The organism is Flavobacterium undicola (genome assembly GCF_009909155.2).
GTDB classification, from domain to species: domain Bacteria; phylum Bacteroidota; class Bacteroidia; order Flavobacteriales; family Flavobacteriaceae; genus Flavobacterium; species Flavobacterium undicola.
Window position 1 is genome coordinate 68,362 of sequence record NZ_JAAAPM020000014.1, and the last position, 20,256, is coordinate 88,617.

Annotated in this window: 24 protein-coding genes; 19 read left to right on the top strand and 5 right to left on the bottom strand. The window is 34.6% G+C overall.

Going from position 1 to position 20,256, the window contains the following annotated elements; genetic code table 11:
• Positions 1-12: 12 nt before the first annotated feature.
• From GTZ96_RS09855 to GTZ96_RS09880, 6 genes are all read left to right on the top strand, one after another.
• Positions 13-870: a DUF2971 domain-containing protein gene (locus tag GTZ96_RS09855; protein WP_161643616.1), complete on the top strand. Its 858-nt coding sequence runs from the start codon at positions 13-15 to the stop codon at positions 868-870.
• A gap of 197 nt (positions 871-1,067) precedes the next feature.
• A complete protein-coding gene (locus tag GTZ96_RS09860; RefSeq protein WP_161643618.1) occupies positions 1,068-1,508 on the top strand; it encodes a DUF2059 domain-containing protein in 441 nt (146 codons plus the stop codon).
• Between the two features lie 63 nt (positions 1,509-1,571).
• The gene (locus GTZ96_RS09865) at positions 1,572-1,997 is read left to right on the top strand and encodes an HIT family protein (RefSeq protein ID WP_161643620.1); all 426 of its coding nucleotides are present in this window, start codon (positions 1,572-1,574) and stop codon (positions 1,995-1,997) included.
• A 173-nt stretch (positions 1,998-2,170) separates the two neighbouring features.
• Positions 2,171-2,548, top strand: coding sequence for a GNAT family N-acetyltransferase (locus GTZ96_RS09870; RefSeq protein WP_161643622.1), 378 nt, complete (start codon positions 2,171-2,173; stop codon positions 2,546-2,548).
• Between the two features lie 66 nt (positions 2,549-2,614).
• On the top strand, positions 2,615-4,036 hold the full coding sequence (locus GTZ96_RS09875; RefSeq protein ID WP_161643623.1) for an aminotransferase-like domain-containing protein: 1,422 nt from the start codon (positions 2,615-2,617) through the stop codon (positions 4,034-4,036).
• Positions 4,033-4,815 (top strand): PhzF family phenazine biosynthesis protein, encoded by a 783-nt coding sequence (locus tag GTZ96_RS09880; protein WP_207720176.1) that lies wholly within the window; start codon positions 4,033-4,035, stop codon positions 4,813-4,815. The genes GTZ96_RS09875 and GTZ96_RS09880 overlap by 4 nt, the downstream gene beginning before the upstream one ends.
• Before the next feature lie 91 nt (positions 4,816-4,906).
• Here the strand turns inward: GTZ96_RS09880 and GTZ96_RS09885 are convergent, their stop codons facing one another.
• The 4 genes from GTZ96_RS09885 to GTZ96_RS09900 form a co-directional block, all read right to left on the bottom strand.
• A complete protein-coding gene (locus tag GTZ96_RS09885; RefSeq protein WP_161643626.1) occupies positions 4,907-5,095 on the bottom strand; it encodes a hypothetical protein in 189 nt (62 codons plus the stop codon).
• A 133-nt stretch (positions 5,096-5,228) separates the two neighbouring features.
• Entirely contained in the window at positions 5,229-5,780 is a 552-nt protein-coding gene (locus tag GTZ96_RS09890; protein WP_161643628.1) for a hypothetical protein, read from the bottom strand.
• 3 nt (positions 5,781-5,783) lie between these two features.
• On the bottom strand, positions 5,784-6,266 hold the full coding sequence (locus tag GTZ96_RS09895) for an RNA polymerase sigma factor (RefSeq protein ID WP_161643630.1): 483 nt from the start codon (positions 6,264-6,266) through the stop codon (positions 5,784-5,786).
• 43 nt (positions 6,267-6,309) lie between these two features.
• Positions 6,310-6,483 carry a hypothetical protein gene (locus GTZ96_RS09900; protein ID WP_161643632.1) on the bottom strand — a complete coding sequence of 58 codons (174 nt, stop codon included), beginning with the start codon at positions 6,481-6,483 and terminating at the stop codon, positions 6,310-6,312.
• A gap of 303 nt (positions 6,484-6,786) precedes the next feature.
• On the opposite strand from GTZ96_RS09900, the gene GTZ96_RS09905 reads away from it, so the two are divergent.
• The 4 genes from GTZ96_RS09905 (at position 6,787) to GTZ96_RS09920 (ending at position 9,516) form a co-directional block, all read left to right on the top strand.
• Complete coding sequence (locus GTZ96_RS09905; protein WP_161643634.1) at positions 6,787-7,632, top strand: class I SAM-dependent methyltransferase; 846 nt, start codon at positions 6,787-6,789, stop codon at positions 7,630-7,632.
• A 120-nt stretch (positions 7,633-7,752) separates the two neighbouring features.
• Positions 7,753-8,091: an ArsR/SmtB family transcription factor gene (locus GTZ96_RS09910; protein WP_161643636.1), complete on the top strand. Its 339-nt coding sequence runs from the start codon at positions 7,753-7,755 to the stop codon at positions 8,089-8,091.
• On the top strand, positions 8,069-8,572 hold the full coding sequence (locus GTZ96_RS09915) for an SRPBCC family protein (protein WP_161643638.1): 504 nt from the start codon (positions 8,069-8,071) through the stop codon (positions 8,570-8,572). Before GTZ96_RS09910 ends, GTZ96_RS09915 begins: the two co-directional genes overlap by 23 nt.
• Complete coding sequence (locus tag GTZ96_RS09920) at positions 8,569-9,516, top strand: DUF6807 family protein (protein WP_161643640.1); 948 nt, start codon at positions 8,569-8,571, stop codon at positions 9,514-9,516. Before GTZ96_RS09915 ends, GTZ96_RS09920 begins: the two co-directional genes overlap by 4 nt.
• A gap of 88 nt (positions 9,517-9,604) precedes the next feature.
• Here the strand turns inward: GTZ96_RS09920 and GTZ96_RS09925 are convergent, their stop codons facing one another.
• On the bottom strand, positions 9,605-11,137 hold the full coding sequence (locus GTZ96_RS09925) for a SulP family inorganic anion transporter (protein WP_161643689.1): 1,533 nt from the start codon (positions 11,135-11,137) through the stop codon (positions 9,605-9,607).
• A gap of 167 nt (positions 11,138-11,304) precedes the next feature.
• On the opposite strand from GTZ96_RS09925, the gene GTZ96_RS09930 reads away from it, so the two are divergent.
• The 9 genes from GTZ96_RS09930 to GTZ96_RS09970 all read left to right on the top strand — a co-directional run bounded on the left by GTZ96_RS09930 (position 11,305) and on the right by GTZ96_RS09970 (position 20,241).
• On the top strand, positions 11,305-11,544 hold the full coding sequence (locus GTZ96_RS09930) for a hypothetical protein (protein ID WP_161643642.1): 240 nt from the start codon (positions 11,305-11,307) through the stop codon (positions 11,542-11,544).
• Positions 11,544-11,945 (top strand): type II toxin-antitoxin system VapC family toxin, encoded by a 402-nt coding sequence (locus GTZ96_RS09935; protein ID WP_161643644.1) that lies wholly within the window; start codon positions 11,544-11,546, stop codon positions 11,943-11,945. The genes GTZ96_RS09930 and GTZ96_RS09935 overlap by 1 nt, the downstream gene beginning before the upstream one ends.
• 59 nt (positions 11,946-12,004) lie before the next feature.
• The gene (locus GTZ96_RS09940) at positions 12,005-12,457 is read left to right on the top strand and encodes a DinB family protein (protein ID WP_161643646.1); all 453 of its coding nucleotides are present in this window, start codon (positions 12,005-12,007) and stop codon (positions 12,455-12,457) included.
• A 70-nt stretch (positions 12,458-12,527) separates the two neighbouring features.
• Entirely contained in the window at positions 12,528-12,845 is a 318-nt protein-coding gene (locus GTZ96_RS09945) for a DUF6660 family protein (RefSeq protein WP_181033170.1), read from the top strand.
• Positions 12,846-12,896: 51 nt separating this feature from the next.
• Complete coding sequence (locus GTZ96_RS09950) at positions 12,897-15,068, top strand: TonB-dependent receptor (RefSeq protein ID WP_161643648.1); 2,172 nt, start codon at positions 12,897-12,899, stop codon at positions 15,066-15,068.
• Between the two features lie 653 nt (positions 15,069-15,721).
• On the top strand, positions 15,722-16,552 hold the full coding sequence (locus GTZ96_RS09955) for an RES domain-containing protein (protein WP_161643650.1): 831 nt from the start codon (positions 15,722-15,724) through the stop codon (positions 16,550-16,552).
• Between the two features lie 222 nt (positions 16,553-16,774).
• Positions 16,775-17,329, top strand: coding sequence for an REP-associated tyrosine transposase (locus GTZ96_RS09960; RefSeq protein ID WP_161643652.1), 555 nt, complete (start codon positions 16,775-16,777; stop codon positions 17,327-17,329).
• Positions 17,330-17,611: 282 nt separating this feature from the next.
• Positions 17,612-18,853 (top strand): ribulose-bisphosphate carboxylase large subunit family protein, encoded by a 1,242-nt coding sequence (locus GTZ96_RS09965; RefSeq protein WP_161643654.1) that lies wholly within the window; start codon positions 17,612-17,614, stop codon positions 18,851-18,853.
• Positions 18,853-20,241: a four-carbon acid sugar kinase family protein gene (locus GTZ96_RS09970; protein ID WP_161643656.1), complete on the top strand. Its 1,389-nt coding sequence runs from the start codon at positions 18,853-18,855 to the stop codon at positions 20,239-20,241. Before GTZ96_RS09965 ends, GTZ96_RS09970 begins: the two co-directional genes overlap by 1 nt.
• Positions 20,242-20,256 lie beyond the last annotated feature (15 nt).

The window sequence follows — 20,256 nt, forward strand, 5'->3', positions numbered from 1 at the left end:
AATCCAATACAAATGATAAAAACTCCTTTAAAAATAGAATCTTTTCATAATCTCCCGTCTGACGATGCAATTCTATGTAGGTATATCACAATTGACAAACTTCTTGATTTTTTATTAGAAGCTAGAATTTCTCTTGTAAAATTAAACCTCTTTGAAGACAAACTAGAAGGTGTTAATTTAGAACATCTACAACTTAATTATAAAAGTGATAAAATTGCCGAGCAGATGAAAAATGAAGGCAATGCATTTGAATATCTTGGTTTAAATATTAATCCAACAAAAAGAAATTTATTCAGACGAAAAAGAGAAAACTTTCAAGATACAAACTATGCGAGTTGTTGGTATATAAATAATCATGAGTCTGTTGCGATGTGGCAATTATATTCTAAACCAGATAGTGTTGCAATCCGAATTCCATTTAAAGACTTACTAAACGAATTATCCAATTATAATTTTAATCTTCCAAACCACAATTATGAAAAATTGACTTATGGTTGTGTTGACTATCATCAATTTAATAATTTTGAAAAGTTATGTAGTACTGACTTAAAAAATGATTTACAAGGATTTATAAAAGATTCAAGTTTTGGACATGAACAGGAATTTAGAATAATTGTAGAAATAAAAGAAGAACCAAAATATACAGAAGCTAGAGGAATTATTCCAGATGAAGATGTTGACGAAATAAACGAAGCACAAAACATCAAAGTAATCCATCTGCTCTTACCTAATTTTAAAAACTTACCATTCGAAATTATATTTCATCCACAATCAACTGACTGGCACAGACGAAATATAAATAAAATGTTAGAGAAATTTGATTTAACATTTAAGGCTTCAGAATCAGCACTAAAAGACATATTTAAATAAATACAACATATAGAAACACCAAGGTTAACCTTGACAAGAAGCCTTTGTTAATACCTGAAAGTGGATTGAAAACAACTAATTTTTAGTTTTTAATAACGGAAACGTTCTCGAAAGAGAGCGCTTTTTTTGTTAGATAATTTTTATTGGTAAATTATAAATCCTTACTTTTAAACCCTATTTTAATCATTAAACAAACCATGAAAAAATCACTTCTAATTCTAAGCTTCTGTGTACTTTCGCTTTCAGCAAATGCACAAAATACTTCAAAAAGCAATAAAATAAATCAACTCCTTGAATTAACGGGTACGGGAAAAATGGGAATCCAAATGATGAACCAGATGATAACTAGTTTTAAAACTTCCTATTCTAAAGCTGGTGACAAATTTTGGGATGATTTTAAAAACGAAGTAAAAGCAGAAGATCTAGAAAAGATGATTATTCCTATTTATGATAAATATTACACCGAAAGTGACATTGACCAATTAATCGTTTTTTACAACTCCCCTGTTGGAAAAAAAATGATTAGCACCATGCCTCAAGTAATGCAAGAATCTATGATTGCGGGACAAGCTTGGGGAAAACAAATTAGCGAAAAAGTTATAGAACAACTTAAAGCAAAAGGGCATTTGGAAAAGTAAAATAGTATGGATAGCTTTGCCAGAGTCAATCAAAATACTATTATTAATTTATAAAATAAAAATATGCCATCACCAGTTTCTGAATGTTTGTATTGCCAGGAAAACGAAACATTACATAAGTTAATGATTAAAATTACCGACTTGAAAGTATCGCAATTGTTCATATTCAAAGAGCAATCGTACACAGGTCGTTTAAATGTAGTCTATAAAGATCACGGAGTTGAATTCCACGAACTAAGCAACGAACAACGCAATGCTTTTATGGACGACGTTGCTACCACTGCAAATGCCATTACTAAAGCCTTTAATCCTGACAAAATCAATTATGGTGCTTTCTCTGATACTTTGTCGCATTTGCATTTTCATATAGTGCCTAAATACAAAGACGGTTATGGTTTTGGAAGTGTTTTCGAAATGAACCCAAACAAAGTATCGCTTTCAGATGTTGAATACGATGCTATCATTGAAAAGATTAAAGCGAACTTATAAAAAAAAGCCTTAAGCTTTACAAAACGAAATCCTCTTTTTAAATCATTTTAAAAAGAGGATTTTTTTTATTCCCTTGCTTTCTATCAACACAAACTGTACCCGTAAACAATACTATTTCTGTATCTGTACTTGTTCTTTAAGAATAGATAATTTTACTTTCTAAATATGAAAGTATGGAAACAATTATCAAACAACAGCAAAAAATAAGCTTCAGAGCAGTTACAATCTCTGATATGAATACAATTGTAAAGCTTTACCAACAACAAAAAGCAACATTGGATTCAGCTTTGACTAATCACTTTGGACTTCCGTTTTATGTAGCCGAAATAGATCGTAAAATTGTTGGTTATTCTTATGCAACCCCAACAAATGCTAACAATTACCATCTTAACACCCATATAGATACTAATTTTTCTAATAATCAAATTGATGAAAGTTTAATACGAGAATCAGAACTTTTTTTCAAAAATGAATGGCAAAATAGTCATTATAAAAACCTATCCATTTCTATAGCACATTTAGTCAATTGGTTGAACAACTCGAATTCCTAAAAAGCAAAAAAGGACACAGTTGTATTTTTTATTACTTTTATAAGACACAAATTAAGCTTTCCTAAAATGTCGAGAGAAATTTTATATCTGAAAATTGCAAAAATAATCGAAGAGCAAATAGCATCTGGAACTCTAAAAACAGGAGAAAAGCTGCCATCAATTCGTACTGTACAAAAAATTTATAACATCAGTATCAATACGGTAAAACAAGCATTTTTAGAATTAGAAAGTAAATCGCTAATAGAATCCCGACCAAAATCAGGTTATTATGTTAGTAAAACTTTCAATACCAGACTCGCGCTTCCTTCGATAAGTAAACTTCATTTATCCAACAAAGAAAAAACTCCTGAAGATTTAATCAGTAAGGTGTTCAATACTTTAACGAATAAAGATTTAACCCAATTTGCATTGGGAGTTACTGATAAAAGTATGCTGCCCATTACTAAACTCAACAAAGGAATTATAAAAGTGTTACGCACTTTAGAAGACAGCGGAACGGGCTACGAGCCTGCACAGGGAAATATCAATTTGAGAAGAAATGTGGCCAAATGGTCTTTTACCTGGGATGGAAATCTAAACGAGGATGATATTGTAACCACGTCGGGAGCGTTAAATGCGCTGTTTTATTCTTTAATTACTGTAACTAACCAGGGAGACACTGTGGCAATTGAAACTCCTGTTTATTTTGGTATTTTACAAATGATAAAATCCTTGGGACTTAACATCATTGAACTCCCTACCCATCCTGTAACAGGTGTTTCTATCGAAGATTTGAAAAAAGTATTACCTAAAATTAAGGCTTGTTGTTTCGTGACTAATTTCAACAATCCTCTAGGAAGTTGCATGCCAGACGAAAACAAAAAAGAACTCGTTCGATTATTAACGTTACATAATATTCCGTTGATTGAAGATGATTTATATGGTGATCTTTTTTTTGGCGCCAGCCGACCAAAACCCTGTAAAGCATTTGACGAAGAAGGAATTGTCATGTGGTGTGGTTCGGTGTCTAAAACATTAGCTCCAGGTTATCGTGTGGGCTGGGTTGCGCCCGGGAAATTCAAGGAAAAATTGATTCGAAAAAAACTATTACATACCATGTCGAGTCCGCCATTATTTCAAGAAGTAATTGCCAATTTCATGGAACATGGCCGATACGAACATCATTTAAGAGGATTGCGAAATACACTGTATGCGAACTATTTGCTTTTTCAACGCACAATTGAAGAATATTTTCCTGAAAACACCAAGATTTCAAAACCACAGGGTGGTTTTGTACTTTGGTTAGAGTTAGATCCAAAAATCGACACAGCCGTTTTATACGATATTGCTATACAACATAAAATAGGTTTTGCTCCGGGAAGAATGTTTACGCAACACAATCAATACAACAATTGTATGCGATTGAATTTTGCCATAAAATGGGATGAAAAAGTCCAACGCAGCCTTCAAAATCTAGGATTATTAATTAAACAACAATTATCAGAATGAAAATATATCAAATTGATGCCTTTACTAAAAGCGTTTTTTCCGGAAATCCAGCTGCCGTTTGTCCGCTGGAACAATGGTTAAGTAATGAAATCATGCAAAAAATTGCCGCCGAAAACAATTTGGCCGAAACTGCTTTTTATGTAAAAAATGGCGATAAATATGAAATCAGATGGTTTACACCTCAAACTGAAGTGGATCTTTGCGGACATGCTACACTAGCAGCGGCTTTTGTTTTGCTCCATTATGAAAACCACAGCGATTCTGTTATTACATTTTACTCACCCAGAAGTGGTGATTTGACGGTAACTAAAGATGGCGATTTACTTTCACTAAATTTCCCAACGGATATTTTGGAACCAATAACATTGACCAATGAAATATTGGATGCCTTTGATAGCAAACCACAATTGGCTTTTAAAGGAAAAACCGATTATATGCTTCTTTTTAATACCGAAGAAGAAATACTGAATTTAAAACCCAACTTTGATCAAATTTCAAAATTGGACGTTCGTGGTGTCATTATAACAGCTAAAGGCAATACGACTGATTTTGTTTCTCGTTTTTTTGCACCTCAATCAGGAATTAATGAAGACCCTGTAACGGGTTCGGCACATACGACTCTTATTCCTTATTGGGCAAAAGAACTCAATAAAACGGTATTATCGGCTATCCAACTTTCGGAACGCAAAGGCTATTTAGATTGTGAATTATTGGGGAATAGAGTTCGCATTAGCGGATACGCAAAGTGCTATCTAATTGGAGATCTTTTTTTAGATTAAATGAAAAAGAAAAGCCACTTTAAAACTAAAGTGGCTATCTATAAAAATTCATCAAACCCTAAAATGACAAATTCTATTTTTATATAATGTATTAATCTATTTCTACCAGAACATTTTCCATGAAGATTTCTGGCTCTCTTTCGGTGTGCCAATACTCAGCAAGGATACTCAAAACAACATCTTTTAATCCACTGAAAGAACTCTCTAATTGATGCTCTTCGTCTTTGATTACTTCAATAATCAATTCATTTACCTTCTTAATTTTATCTGAATTTGTCATCTTGTCAAGTGTTAATTATAAAATTAATTTCCCTCTTATTAGGCGGAATAAAAGTATATGAATTAACATTTTACAGCAATACCCACTTTTAGTGATTTTTTGACAACAAATTAATAAAAAACCAAGAATTATCTTATTTCAAATCAGAAAATGCTCTTATTATAACTTGAAGGACGCCTAATCGCTTTGCCCAAACCTGATACAAAACAAATATTTGAATAGAAAAAACAACCAAAATAAGCAGCAATAAAAAATACTTTGTAGTTGTAAAATGAATATTATAGCTAAAGAATAACAGTAAACCACAAATAAAACCCACTCTGGCAATAACTGTAATGAAAGCATATTTTTTTAACCTGGCATAAAGCTGTTCTAAAGCCATTTTAATATTCGAACCATCTGCTAAATACTTATTATAGTGATAACCATAAAAACTATGAAGTATTGGCATTAAAAGAGCAATTATCAAAACCAAATTAATCCAAAGAGGTTTTGTCGCTCCATCAAACATCGAATAATAAACCATCAAGAAAAGCGACCAAGCGGTAACTTCAATCACAATTTGTTTTCGAATTGATTTTAAAACGGGATGCGTATTTTCTTTTAACATCAACAATAATGTTTCCTCGTTTTTTGGAATGGACTGTATTGCATTCCAATCGGATTTTAAATCGTCTATTTCCATGAGCTATTTATTTAGTAAAGTTTTAATTTTAGCTTTAATACGATTGAGTTTTACCCCAACATAATTTTCATTGATCCCCGTAATTTCAGCAATTTGCTGATAGGACAACTCTTCAAAATACAAGGCTATCAATGCTTTTTCGCTATCGTCTAATAATTTTAAAACAGCGAATAATCGCTCTTGTCTTAATTCAACTTCATCACTTGGCAGCTCTTCGGCAAAATCAGGTAATTCAGGAGAATAATTAATTGTTGTGGTTTTCTTTCGAAAAGAAGCTATCGCAGTATTCAAAGCAATGCGATACATCCAGGTACTTATTTTTGCATCTCCTCTATAATTTGGATAGGATTTCCAAAGTTGGAAAACAATTTCCTGAAATAAATCTTCCCGATCTTCAAGACTATCGCGGTACAACCGACAAAGCTTATGAATCATCGCATTGTACTGAGATAAATTGGCTAAAAAATCTTTTTCAAGCGCTTCCATACTTAATTTATTTCTTTTCGAATACAACCAAGATAAACTAATTTCATTTATTTTTTAGATTTAATTCTTTCTTGATCAATCGAATATCTTCCTGAATTTGTTCATTTTGAAGTTTTAAACTATCCAGCTGTTCCTGAAGATTTTTATCTCTAATTTTTGATCTTCCCTCTGGAGATGATTCTTTTCCGCAAGCCACTACCATAAAAAGTAGTATCATATATAACTGTTTTCATAAGTTTTGATTTTGATTCATTAGTTGTCTTTATTTCTAAAAACTTACAACTTGCTGTAAAAAATATTTCTCAAAACAAATAGACAAAGCCAGAACAACAGCACAACAAACTATAATCCAACACTTTAAACAAAATAAACATTCTTAATTTAAAACAATCGGGAAGATTTTTTTGTAAATTTATTTAGAAAAACAACTGAAAAAATCAGCACTAAACTTTGTTATAAACTAAGCAAAACCGCATTAAAATAAGGTTTAAAAATCTATTTACAACTAAAGCAAAAAGACATGGAAGCACAACTTGAACAAATTCGGGAGCAACAAAAAGACTCCTGGAACAAATTTTCACCTGATTGGAAAAAATGGGACACCCTGATTATGGAATTCCTACAACCAATAGGTGATGAAATGATAAAACTGATAAACCCAAAAGAAAATGAAACGGTACTAGACGTAGCAACAGGAACCGGACAGCCAGGCATCAGCATTGCTGCAAAAATTGGAAATGGAAAAATAATATTCACCGATCTTGCTGCAGGAATGCTTGAAATAGCCGAAGAAAACGCACGTAAAGCAGGAATTCCAAATTTCGAAACCCAGGTTTGTGATGTTTCTGAACTTCCGTTTGCTGACAACAGCTTTGATATTATTAGTTGCCGTCTCGGTTTCATGTTTTTTCCAGATATGCAAATGGCAGCCAAAGAACTAACAAGAGTACTGAAACCTGGAGGACGAATTACAACTTCGGTATGGAGTGGTCCGGAAAAAAACTTTTGGGTAACCGCCATTGGAGGAACAATAAACAAAAATATGGAAATTGCTGCTCCAGCTGAAGGAGCTCCGGGTATGTTTCGCTGTGCTAAACCGGGATTTATTGCCAGTATTTTTAAAGAAGCAGGACTTAAAAACATTTCAGAAACCGAAGTATTGGGGACACTAAATTGTGGAACAGACGAAACTTATTGGTCTATGATGACTGAAATTGCTGCTCCATTTGTGGCTGCTCTGAGTAAAGCCGATGACGCTATGAGAGCAAAAATTAAAAAAGAAGTTTCTGAATTAATCAATGAAAGATTTCCCGATGGTAATGTCTCAATTCCTTCAAGTGCAATCGTTATTTATGGAGAAAAATAATATTTAAATATTCCTCTAAGTCATTTTTATTAGAAATATTAAAAAAAGTGTCTTAAAAATTTTCGCAACCAATTAATTGCATTTAAATTTGCAACTAATTGGTTTCTTAATTTAAATTAAATGAGAAGAGATATTTTTCAAGCTATTGCCGACCCTACAAGAAGAGCCATCATAGGTCTCATTGCTATTCAAGCGATGACGCCAAATGCCATTGCTGAACATTTTGAAACCAGCAGACAAGCCATTTCTAAACATTTGCGGATTCTTTCGGAATGTGAATTAATTCAACAAGAACAAAAAGGACGAGAAATATTTTACCAACTCGAACTGAATAAACTAAAAGAAATAGACCAATGGTTAGCACAATTTAAAGCCATTTGGGAAAACCGATTTAACGAACTTGACACTATTTTAGCAAACCTTAAAAACAAAACAGATGAAAACGAATCTACAATTTGACTTCATTGTCAACAAAGAAAACAATACCGTAAATGTAAAAAGAGAATTTGCAGCCCAATTGCCATTAGTTTGGGACGCTTGGACAAAGCCTGAAATATTAGATTTATGGTGGGCACCAAAACCGTATCAAACTAAAACTAAGTCGATGGATTTTAGAGAAGGTGGTTCTTGGTTTTACGCGATGATTAGCCCTGAAGGTCAAACACACTGGTGTAGAAACGATTATAAAAAAATAGACATACTAAAATCTTTTTCAGGATTAGATGCCTTTTGTGACGAAAACGGAACCATCAATACCGATTTTCCCCGTACGGTTTGGAATAATACATTTACTGAGAAAGGAGAAACCACAACTGTAAACATTGTGGCTCAATATGAAAAACTAGCCGATCTGGAACAAATCATCGCTATGGGATTCCAAGAAGGATTTACTATGGCTTTAGGCAATTTGGATGAATATTTAAAAGAAGTAACTAAATGATGCTATTCAAAAAAGCCAGTCTATTAATTGCAGTTGTTCTTTTGAGCCAAATCAGTTTTGGCCAAGTCAATTTAAAAATTGAAAAGAATCAAAGCCATTTTTCCGAAGGCAAAGACAGTATTTTAACATACCAAGCTTCAGAAAAGTCGATTAATGGAAAATACATTCGTTTGAATTACATTCATCCATTATACTCCTTGGATGGTACAATTCTAACCGAAGATTTTCCTGCCGATCATTTGCATCATCGCGGTATTTTCTGGGCTTGGCATCAATTGTATATTGGCGATAAAAGAATTGGTGACGGATGGGAAATTGAAAATTTCAAATGGGAAGTTACTGCTGTAAAGGAGAAAAAGCAAAAAGACGCCAGCAAAGCAATACAAACTACTGTTCTTTGGAAATCGCCTTTATGGAAATCCAAAAACGGCGTAGAAAAAGCTTTTGTAAAAGAAACGACAATTATTAAAGTCTATCCAAAACAACCGCATTATCGCCTAATTGATATTGAAATTGCTCTATTAGCACTCGAACCAAATATGAAAATTGGCGGCTCAGAAGACGAAAAAGGTTATGGTGGTTTTTCTCCCCGGATTCGCCTGAGCGATGATATTGTGTTTACTGATCCAAACGGAAAAATTACCCCTACCAACCTTCCTATCCCTGCCAGCGAGTGGATGGATCTTTCGGGTTCTTTAGGTAAAAATGAAAATCAAGCGGGACTTACTATTTTATGTAATCCTAAAAACCCGGGAGCTAAAAATCCCTGGATTTTACGTGCTAAAAAAAGCATGCAAAATGCAGTCTATCCTTTTCCCGGAGCAAAAACAGTTCCGCTATCGAATAAAAAACCAACTGTGTTGCGCTACCGATTAATCATTCACGACGGAAATGCTAACAGCATTCCGATTGATGAAATTTATCAGGATTATGCGAGTAAATAATATTGGGATGTCTTCCCGAGCGAAGTCGAGGGATTCGTTCTCGACTTCGCTCGAACTGACAATCGAAATATTCCATTCAACTTAAATACTAGTTAGAAACCACTTTATAAGTAGGATCTTCGATAATATTCACCTCAATAATTCCCTGGGCATTTTGCAATAATTGACGACAGTCTTCGCTTAAATGACGTAAATAAACCGTCTTCCCTACTTTAGCATAACGCTCGGTAATTTTGTGTACGGCATCAATAGCACTCATATCGGCAATTTTACTTTCTTCAAAATCAATAATTATTTCATTTGGATCATTCAATACATCAAACTTTTCAGCAAATGCGGTAGTTGAAGCAAAAAACAAAGGACCAAATATTTCATAATGTTTCACTCCTTTATCATCCATATATTTTTTGGCACGAATGCGTTTCGCACTTTCCCAGGCAAAAACCAATGCCGAAATGATGACTCCGATCAATACGGCTAAAGCCAAATTGTGCAACACAATAGTAATAAGTGCGACTGTAATACCTACGAAAATATCGTGTTTTGGCATTTTGTTGATGATTCGAAAACTAATCCATTCAAAAGTTCCAATTGCCACCATAAACATTACACCAACTAAAGCTGCCATTGGTAATTTTTCAATAATAGGAGCGCCAAATAACACAATACAAAGTATCGTTAGCGCCGCAACAATTCCTGACAAACGCGCTCTGGAACCTGCTGATAAATTCACTAAAGTTTGTGCTATCATTGGGCAACCACCCATTCCAAAGAAAAAACCATTTAAAATATTAGCACTTCCCTGAGCCACACATTCTCTATTTCCATTTCCTTTAGTTCCAGTAATTTCGTCCACTAAATTTAAAGTCAACAAACCTTCGGTCAAGCCAACACAAGCCATAATCAAACCATACGGAAGAATCAATTGCAAAGTTTCTAAATTAAAAGGAATATTCGGAATATGAAAAGGTGGAAATCCACCGCTTACCGATGCAATATCAGCAACCGTTTTAGTTTCGATTCCGAAGCCTAAAACCAACGCAAAAACTACCATAATAGCCACCAAAGAAGCCGGAATAGCTTTGGTTATTTTTGGAAAAAACAACACAATTCCTATTGTCAAAGCTACCAAGCCCAACATAATATCCAACGGACTTCCTGAAAGCCAAACACTTTCTCCATTAATTACAGTTTTAAACTGCTCTAATTGCGACATAAATATGACTACCGCCAAACCATTTACAAAACCAAACATAACAGGTTGTGGCACTAAGCGAATGAATTTTCCTAACTTAAATACGCCTATCAAAATCTGGATAACTCCTGCCAATGCCACTGCGGCAAAAACATAATCCAAACCATGCGATTTCATTAAAGCAATTAACACAATTACGGTGGCTCCTGCTCCACCGGAAACTAAACCTGGACGTCCGCCAAAAATTGCCGTTACTAATCCCATTATAAAAGCAGCATACAAACCTACCAATGGCGGAAATCCAGCCAAAATAGCAAAAGAAAGCGACTCCGGAATCATAGTCATAGCGACCGTTAATCCTGCTAATATTTCAGTTCTATAATTTACTTTTTGCGAAAAATCAAATAAGTTAAAATACTGTTTCATTCTTTGGTGAAAGATTATAAGATTAAAGCCAGCCAAATCAATTTCTAAGCTTTTTTCAAGAATTGCAAAAGTAAGTTTTTTTAATTTTTCAAGCATTACGTTTATATCCTGCCACAAAAATTTATTAGACAAAAAAGAATTCATAACTTTACAAAAAGATTTTTATTATGAGCTATACTGATAAACATATTATTGAAAATTATTCGATCTTATTTGAAGGGCTAAACTCATTAACTAAAATTGAGTTAATTGAAAGTTTAACGAAATCTTTAAAAAGAGAAAAAAAAGCTAAAAAAGACCATTTTTTTGAATCTTTTGGTGCTTTTGGCTCAGAAAAACCTGCTGAAGAGATTATTAAAGAAATTAAAGCTAGTAGAAATTTTAGCAACAAAGAAATTAAATTTTAATGCAATATTTATTAGACACTAATATTTGTATTTTCTTTCTTCGTGGAAAATTAAATTTAGACGAAATTATACGTGAAAAGGGAAAAGAAAATTGCTTTATTTCCGAAATAACTGTTTTTGAACTTCGTTTTGGTGCTGAAAATAGTGAAAACCCTTCTAAATCACACAAAGCTGTAGACCTATTTGTAAGTGGAATAGCTGTAATTCCAATTTTTGGTTCTGTCAAAAAATATGCAAAAGAAAAAGTTAGATTACGTAAAATAGGAAAACCTATAAATGATGAATTTGACTTACTAATTGGAGTAACTTCGGTTGAAAACAAATTAATCTTAGTTACTGACAATGGTAAAGATTTCGAAAATATTGACAGAATTAAAATTGAAAATTGGTTTAGAAAATAAATATAACAACAAAAATTCCATTAATTAAACAAGTCTTAACTACAACAACTGTTCATCAAATGGAAACCAACGACTTTTTTAAAGACGCATATGAATACAACTATCATTTCAACCAAGAACTCATCCAGCTATTCGAAAACAATAAACAAATCATTCCCGAAAAATCCATCCAACTTTTGAATCACTTGATTAACGCACAACAAATTTGGAATGAGCGCATTCTAAACGAAAAAATTGCTGTTGATGTTTTGGAAATTCGATCCTTAGAAAGTCTAAAAAATCATAATAAAATCAATTACAACAAAAGCTTAAGTATTTTAAACAATAGTGAATTAAGCCAAAAAATAATCTATAAAAATTCCAAGGGAATCGTGTTTTCAAATACGGTTCAGGATGTTATTTTTCATGTAATCAATCATTCTACTTATCATCGGGCGCAAATTGCAAGCGATTTAAAAGCAAATGGAATCGAACCCATCAATACCGATTATATCTTTTATAAAAGAAAATAACACCTCTTAAAAATCCTTTTTTACGATTTAAAGCAAAATATGGGATAGATTTTTTAACTTCGTTGCCGCAATGAAAATAAGTACCTTCATATTATCCATTTTGATACTTTTTTTATCTTTAAAACCTTGCTCGGATGGACATAATTCGGAAGACCTGAAAAAAGATAGCATTAGTCTTAAGCATAATCATCAGGAAGACCATGATGATTCTTGCCCTGTGACTTGTTTTTGTAGTTGCTGCGGAATGTCGGTTACTTTCGAAAGTATTAAAATCTATACTTTTAGAGTGCATACTGCCATTTCTAATGTAGTATTATCTTCTTATCAATCAAATTATCAATTTGATTCTGTTGCTGCTATTTGGCAACCTCCCCAATTAATTAGTTAAAATTATCAAGACAAAAAGTCTAATTTTTTAATTAATTAAAATTCATTTCAAATGAACAAATTTATAATGAGTACACTGCTCATACTATTGTCGTGCCTGTCAGTTAACGCACAAAAAACTGATATCCAAATAAAAGTAGTTTCTGAAAACGAAGCCGTAATTGGTGCCAATGTATATCTGGAATCAGACCAAAAAGGAGCTATTACGGATACTGAGGGAAAAGTACAATTTTCAAATATTTCAAATGGAAAACAAAACATCATAATTACTTTTTTGGGCTTCGAAACCCTGAAAAAAACAATTCAACTTCCCGGCCAATCCGTTTTTGTTTTTCATTTAGAACCCAATGAAAACGAGCTTGAAGAAGTAGTTTTACAAACTTCCCGAACCAGTAGAACGGTTAAAAAAATCCCAACCCGAATTGAATTTATTGATGGCGAAGAATTAGAAGAAAAAGCCACGATGAACCCAACGAATATTTCGATGGTATTGCGCGAAAACACAGGAATCCAAATGCAACAAACTTCGTTGAGCAGCGGAAATTCGAACATTAAAATCCAGGGGCTTGACGGGCGTTATACCCAACTTTTAAGAGATGGTTTTCCTTTATATTCCGGTTTTTCCAGCGGCTTGAGTATTATGCAAATTCCGCCTTTAGACCTAAAACAATTCGAGATTATCAAAGGAAGTTCATCTACACTTTATGGTGGTGGTGCCATTGCGGGATTAGTCAACATGGTTTCAAAAACTCCTGATGAAGATGCTGATTTGGACATCATGCTAACCCAAACCCATGCTTTGGGAAGTACTGCCAATGTTTTTTACAGCAAGCGAAATGAAAAATTCGGGACAACACTTTATGGTTCGGCACATTATCAGAAAGCCTATGACCCGGAAGATGATGATTTTAGCAATTTACCACAAACAAAATCCATTTCCTTCAACCCAAAATTCTTTTATTATCCTTCCGAAAAAACTACTTTTTGGTTAGGTGTCAACGGAACTTACGATGACCGAATTGGAGGTGATATGACCAAAATTAAACGCGGTCAAACAGCAATGCATCAATACACCGAGGACAACATTTCCAAACGTTTCAGCACTCAGGCCGTGTACAAAACCCAACTGGATTCTCTAAGCAATTTCAATATCAAGAATAGTATTTCTTATTTTGACCGCACACTCAAAGTACCTGATTTTAGCTTTAGCGGAAAGCAAATTAACAGTTTTACCGAAGTAAGTTACGAAAGAGCCGCTGCTAAAACCGACTGGATTCTGGGTATTAATGCATATTCGGTGAATTTTGACGAAGGCGATGAAGCCGCATTGCAACGCGATCAAAAAGAATTCACCTATGGCTTGTTTGCCAATAGCATTTTTGATATTAGCGAAAACTGGATTCTGGAAACCGGCTTGCGCACCGATTACAATCCCGATTGGGGATTTTTCCCTTTGCCAAGAATCTCTTTGTTGTACAAAAACGAAAATGGTTTTTCGAGCCGGATTGGTGGTGGATTAGGCTATAAAATCCCCGATATTTTTACCGAAGAAGCCGAATCCATCCATTTCGAAAATATTCTCGGCATTGACAAAGACAATTTAAAAGCCGAACGTTCTTATGGTGCCAATTATGATGTGAATTTCCAAACCCATTTGGGCGAAATTGGATTCTCGGCAAACCAACTTTTTTATGTTACCGCCATTAAAAATGCACTGTTGTTAAATAGTTCTAATACTAATTTCAAATTTGAAAATGCGGCTGAAATTATTCTGAGCAAAGGTGCCGAAACCAACATCAAGTTTAATTACAAGGACTTTAAATGGTTTTTAAACTATGCTTTTATTGATGCCCGTTTGCATTATCTGGCAGGAAACCCACAAAAACCACTGACTCCAAGGCACAATGCCGGCAGTGTAATCATGTATGAAAACGAAAGCTGGCGTATGGGTTTTGAAACCTATTATACAGGAAGACAACTTTTATCGAATGGTACTAAAACCCGTGATTATACCACTATGGGATTTTTGCTGATGCGAAATTTCAAATGGGGATCCATCTTTAGCAATTTTGAAAACTTTACTGACAGAAGACAAAGCCGTTTTTCTCCTTTGGTTTTGCCTACGCATGACAATCCCGGCTTTCCTGAAATTTATGCCCCTACTGACGGATTTATTTTCAGCCTGGGCATTATCATAAAGCCTTTTGGTAATAAAGAACATTAATTTATACGACCCAATTCCCCTCTTGAGAGGGGTTAGGGGTGTGTTTTAATTACTTTTTATAACAACCTCTTTTATCCTTTTAAAAGAGGTTGTTTTTTTGGGCGTTACCTCGTTGAAAAAATTGATTATTAAATTCTGGATTTTTTCAACGAGGTCAGGCTGTTCGCTATATCTTTTATTCCTCTCGTTAAAAAACGAGAGGAATAAAAGGATGCCGCTTCCATCCTTAACGCAAATCCTACTATCAACAGCGTACAGATTGCTTGTACATTAAGCTGCTGTCTGGCACTCTTTCAATATCATTAAATTAAGAACTAATTCTGTTAAAAAGGCTAAGCTCCTGAATATAGAAAAGCCACCCCACCCTCTGGGCACCCCTCCAGCGGAGGGGAAGTCGTGTAATTTCCCCTCCGCTGGAGGGGTGCCTGAAAGGCGGGGTGGTTTAGCGCGACCATTTAATAAAAAATACTAGTTCGAAACCTTAAAGGAAATGCTCTGTAAACAATAAAACTACCTGAGATTTTGTAAGATTTATTTATATATTTGGTAAAAATATAATACGCTATACAGTAGCGACAATCTACCCAATTTTGGGTGTATAGGAGCTTTTGTAGCGAGTATATACAAGTTAGTATCAATAAGAAAAAAAATCTATGGAATATTTACAACTTTCGGATTTAAGTTTAAATGACCTCAAAGAGGCTATAAGGGTTTATCAATCATTAGATTTTAATGTCTGTTCAATTTCTGATGCAGACAAGCAATTTAGACTTATAATAAAACACTTTATTATTCAGACAATTTTTTGGGATGCCCCTATAATATATCGTGCAAGAAAACATACTGACAAAAGTTTATTTAAAAATGTCGAAGAATTAATTTACCCAAAAAATCCAACAACATTAGGCAGACTTAATAATATTGGTCAACCATTATTTTACGGTGCATCAGACCATAACACAGCTATCTTTGAGTTGAGACCAAAGCGTGGAGATGAAATAACAGTTCTAGAAAGCAGAATAATCAACTCCGTACACTTACCCAAATTTACTGAAGTTGGAATAAGGGAGTTGTTGATTAAACAAAATCATAGCCCCGAATTTATTGAGCAAAACAAAATCGTTCTCGCAAAAAATTTAATGACGGAGGACAACAAAAAGAGATACAATCTGATTAATAACTTTTTAGTTAGTGAAATCACAAAAATAATTGGAAGCAATAAAACACACATGTATAAAGGAACTATAGCTATTGCACAGTTTTATCTTGATAACAAAATGGCTGATGGAATGGTGTATCCCAGCATTAGTAGATCAGGAACTGAATGTATTGCAATGAAACCAGAGTCTTACCATCGCTTTTATAGACCTGACCGTAGTTTCAAGTGTAAAATTGTAAATGTTGACTCATCAGGAGGTTTAACGGTTCGTTGTGTAGATAACTCAACGAATATTGACCGGAATGGAAATATTACCTGGACATAAATAAACAAACTCAGTTTAAATTAAAAAGCAAAACTTACTGATACTAACAGCTACTCCTATGTAAAGCATCGTAAAGTTATTCCCCCTGCTCGTGCGCGAATCCTTTCGCGTTCGAAACCACTCTGGCGCTCGTTTTCAACGAGTGCCTACTTACATGATTAGATAAATCGTAGCGTTAGCAACGCGGTTCACTAAAAAAATAATTCTTAAACAAACAAATCAATGTCTGAGAAATATAAAGTTATTGATAGTACCGTTCCCACTTTTATTACTATAACGGTTGTAGATTGGGTAGATTTATTGGTGAGACCTGTTTATTGCAATATCATAGATGATTCTTTAAATTATTGTATTAAAGAAAAAGGATTGAGCATACATGCTTATGTTTATATGAGCAGTCATATTCATTTAATTGCTACAGCATTTGATGGTGAGTTACAAAATGTTATCCGGAATTTTAAAAAATTCACTTCAAAAAAACTAATAGAAGCCATCAAAGAATACCCTGAAAGTAGACGAGAATGGTTATTACGAAAATTCAGCTATGAAGCACAAAAATCAGGAAGGGCAAAAGATTATAAATTATGGCAGGATGGTTTTCATCCTGTTATATTAGACACTTTAGAAAAAATAGAACAAAGAATAAATTACATTCATTATAATCCTGTTGAAGCTGAAATTGTCTTTCATCAAAGAGATTATGTCAATAGCAGTTATAGAAATTATGAAGAAGATAATACTGTGTTTTGTAATGTAAATGTAGAGCCTTTATGGTAAGTTGCTAAATTAGCCGCGTTGCAAACGCTTTATTTAAGGATTATCAAGTAAGTAGGTACTCGATGCAATCGAGCACCAGATATGTTAAGAAAAAATCTACCCAAACAGCAAACCAAAAGCAACTCCTCCCCGAGTTGCTTTTTCATTTGGCTTTATTTACTATTATTTTCGAAAATTATTTATTTTTTTCGAAAAAAGCATTAATCATTTGTATTTGTAATTTTAAGTCTTAATTTTACAAGAGGACTAAAACAATAACAAAAGAATAGCTCAATAAAAGAAATGGAAAGAATTTTTGCAGAATATTATATCGAAACTCCTTATGCAGTAGAACAAGCCGCAGCGGTATTGGCAGGTGAACAATCATCGGGAACTTTTGTGTCCGTTCCAGGCGAAACTGCCGAACTGAAAGAGCGTTTTGCTGCCCGGGTAGAAAACATTGAAATATTAGATTCGGCTGATGAACCTTCGATTCCGGGAAACAGCATTCCGGGTAAAAAATACCAAAGAGCTAAAGTTCAGGTAAGTTGGTCAATTGAGAATTTTGGTTATAATTTGCCGGTACTCATCAGCACCTTACAAGGAAATCTATACGAAATCAGTCAGTTTACAGGTTTAAAACTAATGGATTTTGATGTTCCTGATTCTTTTAAAAACAAGTACAGAGGACCACAATTTGGAATCAAAGGTTCTAAATTATCTTGCGGTGTGAGTGACAGACCAATGATTGGTACTATTATCAAACCAAGTGTTGGTATGGGAGTGGACGAAACAGCTGCTTTAGTTAAAACATTAATTGACGCTGGTATCGATTTTATCAAGGATGATGAATTGATGGGATCTACCGCAAACTCTCTTTTTAACGACCGTGTAAACGTTATCATGAAGGTAATTAATAATCATGCGCAAAAAACTGGCAAGAAAGTAATGTATGCATTCAACATCAGCGATGAGATTGACGAAATGCAACGAAAATACGATTTAATCAAAAAACACGAAGGAACTTGCGCGATGATTAGCATCAATAGCGTGGGATTGAGTGCAACCAAGAAAATTTGTGATCAGGGAGATTTGGTTATTCACGGACACAGAAATGGCTGGGGAATGTTGAACCGTCATCCGTTACTGGGAATTGAATTTCCTGCTTATCAAAAAATATGGCGTATGGCAGGTGTTGACCAAATGCACGTGAACGGAATCCAGAATAAATTCTGGGAATCCGATGATTCAGTGGTGACTTCGATACAATCCTGCTTAAAACCATTTATTGGCAAAAACAATCCTTTACCGGTTGTGTCTTCAGGACAATGGGGCGGACAGGCACCGGAAACCTATAGAAGAACCCAAACTACCGATTTATTGTATATGGCAGGTGGCGGAATTTTAGCACATCCTATGGGAGCAACAGCGGGTGTAAACGCGCTACAACAGGCGTGGAAAGCTGCAGTTGACGGACTTTCAGTAGAAGAAGCCGCATTACAATATCCTGAATTTGCAGCATCAGTAAAAAAATTCTCAAAATAATGAACAAAGAACATCCTTTATTATTGGCATACTATGGAGATGATTTCACAGGCTCCACGGATGCTTTGGAATTCCTGACTTTAGCCGGTATAAAAACCGTTCTTTTTCTTCGTCATCCCCTTCACAAAGATTTAGAACTTTTTCCCGGTATCCAAGCTATTGGTCTAGCAGGAAAAAGCCGTTCGATGTCTCCGTTAGAAATGGAGGGCGAATTGTATCCGGCATTCGAAACATTAAAAGACTTTTTCCCGGAACAGGTACATTACAAGGTTTGCTCGACTTTTGACTCGGCACCACATGTGGGGAATATTGGCAAAGCCATCGAAATAGGAAGCGAAGTTTTTAATCAAAAAACAACTTTCATTTCTCCTTCTGCACCGCATTTAGGAAGGTATTGTGCTTTTGGAAATTTATTTGCCCGAATGGGAACCACCGGAAATGGCGAAATCCATCGCATTGATCGCCATCCATCGATGAGTAAACATCCTGTTACTCCTGCCGATGAAGCCGACCTGAGATTGCATTTGGCAAAGCAAACTTCGAAAACCATAGACCTTATCAACCTCAACACTATTGAGGTGGGTACTGAAGCAGTTTTAGACGAAATTAAAACCAAAGAAGAAAAAGAAATTCTGTTTTTTGACGGATTCAATCAAGGGCATTTAAAAACCATTGGAGCAATTTTTCATCACTTAGCAAAAGAAAAAACACTTTTCACGGTAGGTTCTTCCGGAGTCGAAATGGCATTAGGATTAGCCTGGAAAGACGAAAAGAGAATTAATAATAAATTCGAGTTCAAACATCCTGGCGAGGCTGCTCCCCTGCTGGTTATTTCCGGAAGTTGTTCGCCTGTAACCGGAAGCCAAATAGAATATGCCCTTGCAAATGGTTTTGAAGGCATTGCTTTAGAAAGCAAAGTCATGCATCACGACCATCAGGAACAAAGCATTGCCGATGTTGCGGCAGCAATTATTGGTAAACTAAAAGAAGGAAGAAATACGGTTTTACATACCAGCATCGGGACTAATGACCCAAGAATTGCTGAAACCGAAGATTATTTAAAACACAGCGGTCTTAACCAAAAAGAAATCCAAAAACAAAGCAGTAAAATTTACGGTCGCGTTTTAGGACAGATTATCAAAGAAGTTTTAAAGTCTGTAAAAGTGCAAAGAATCCTTTTTGCCGGTGGCGATACTTCAAGTTACGCCGCATCAGAATTAGGAATTTTTGCCTTAGAAATGTTAGCACCATTAGCACCCGGAGCGCCGCTTTGCAAAGCCATTTCGGAAGATGAGCACGTAAACGGATTAGAATTAAATTTTAAAGGAGGCCAGGTAGGCGCCTCAGATTATTTTATAAAAGTATTAAAAGGAGAAAAATTAATATAACTCAAATAAAAGAAC

Bases quoted from the DNA above. Each gene is read 5' to 3' on its own strand.
- GTZ96_RS09955 (WP_161643650.1), top strand. From the start codon at position 15,722: ATGGAATATTTACAACTTTCGGATTTAAGTTTAAATGACCTCAAAGAG.
- GTZ96_RS09960 (WP_161643652.1), top strand. From the start codon at position 16,775: ATGTCTGAGAAATATAAAGTTATTGATAGTACCGTTCCCACTTTTATT.
- GTZ96_RS09900 (WP_161643632.1), bottom strand. From the start codon at position 6,483: ATGATACTACTTTTTATGGTAGTGGCTTGCGGAAAAGAATCATCTCCA.
- GTZ96_RS09865 (WP_161643620.1), top strand. From the start codon at position 1,572: ATGCCATCACCAGTTTCTGAATGTTTGTATTGCCAGGAAAACGAAACA.
- GTZ96_RS09965 (WP_161643654.1), top strand. From the start codon at position 17,612: ATGGAAAGAATTTTTGCAGAATATTATATCGAAACTCCTTATGCAGTA.
- GTZ96_RS09935 (WP_161643644.1), top strand. From the start codon at position 11,544: ATGCAATATTTATTAGACACTAATATTTGTATTTTCTTTCTTCGTGGA.
- GTZ96_RS09925 (WP_161643689.1), bottom strand. From the start codon at position 11,137: ATGAAACAGTATTTTAACTTATTTGATTTTTCGCAAAAAGTAAATTAT.
- GTZ96_RS09910 (WP_161643636.1), top strand. From the start codon at position 7,753: ATGAGAAGAGATATTTTTCAAGCTATTGCCGACCCTACAAGAAGAGCC.
- GTZ96_RS09860 (WP_161643618.1), top strand. From the start codon at position 1,068: ATGAAAAAATCACTTCTAATTCTAAGCTTCTGTGTACTTTCGCTTTCA.
- GTZ96_RS09895 (WP_161643630.1), bottom strand. From the start codon at position 6,266: ATGGAAGCGCTTGAAAAAGATTTTTTAGCCAATTTATCTCAGTACAAT.
- GTZ96_RS09940 (WP_161643646.1), top strand. From the start codon at position 12,005: ATGGAAACCAACGACTTTTTTAAAGACGCATATGAATACAACTATCAT.
- GTZ96_RS09870 (WP_161643622.1), top strand. From the start codon at position 2,171: ATGGAAACAATTATCAAACAACAGCAAAAAATAAGCTTCAGAGCAGTT.
- GTZ96_RS09855 (WP_161643616.1), top strand. From the start codon at position 13: ATGATAAAAACTCCTTTAAAAATAGAATCTTTTCATAATCTCCCGTCT.
- GTZ96_RS09915 (WP_161643638.1), top strand. From the start codon at position 8,069: ATGAAAACGAATCTACAATTTGACTTCATTGTCAACAAAGAAAACAAT.
- GTZ96_RS09880 (WP_207720176.1), top strand. From the start codon at position 4,033: ATGAAAATATATCAAATTGATGCCTTTACTAAAAGCGTTTTTTCCGGA.
- GTZ96_RS09890 (WP_161643628.1), bottom strand. From the start codon at position 5,780: ATGGAAATAGACGATTTAAAATCCGATTGGAATGCAATACAGTCCATT.
- GTZ96_RS09885 (WP_161643626.1), bottom strand. From the start codon at position 5,095: ATGACAAATTCAGATAAAATTAAGAAGGTAAATGAATTGATTATTGAA.
- GTZ96_RS09930 (WP_161643642.1), top strand. From the start codon at position 11,305: ATGAGCTATACTGATAAACATATTATTGAAAATTATTCGATCTTATTT.
- GTZ96_RS09970 (WP_161643656.1), top strand. From the start codon at position 18,853: ATGAACAAAGAACATCCTTTATTATTGGCATACTATGGAGATGATTTC.
- GTZ96_RS09875 (WP_161643623.1), top strand. From the start codon at position 2,615: ATGTCGAGAGAAATTTTATATCTGAAAATTGCAAAAATAATCGAAGAG.
- GTZ96_RS09905 (WP_161643634.1), top strand. From the start codon at position 6,787: ATGGAAGCACAACTTGAACAAATTCGGGAGCAACAAAAAGACTCCTGG.
- GTZ96_RS09950 (WP_161643648.1), top strand. From the start codon at position 12,897: ATGAACAAATTTATAATGAGTACACTGCTCATACTATTGTCGTGCCTG.
- GTZ96_RS09920 (WP_161643640.1), top strand. From the start codon at position 8,569: ATGATGCTATTCAAAAAAGCCAGTCTATTAATTGCAGTTGTTCTTTTG.
- GTZ96_RS09945 (WP_181033170.1), top strand. From the start codon at position 12,528: ATGAAAATAAGTACCTTCATATTATCCATTTTGATACTTTTTTTATCT.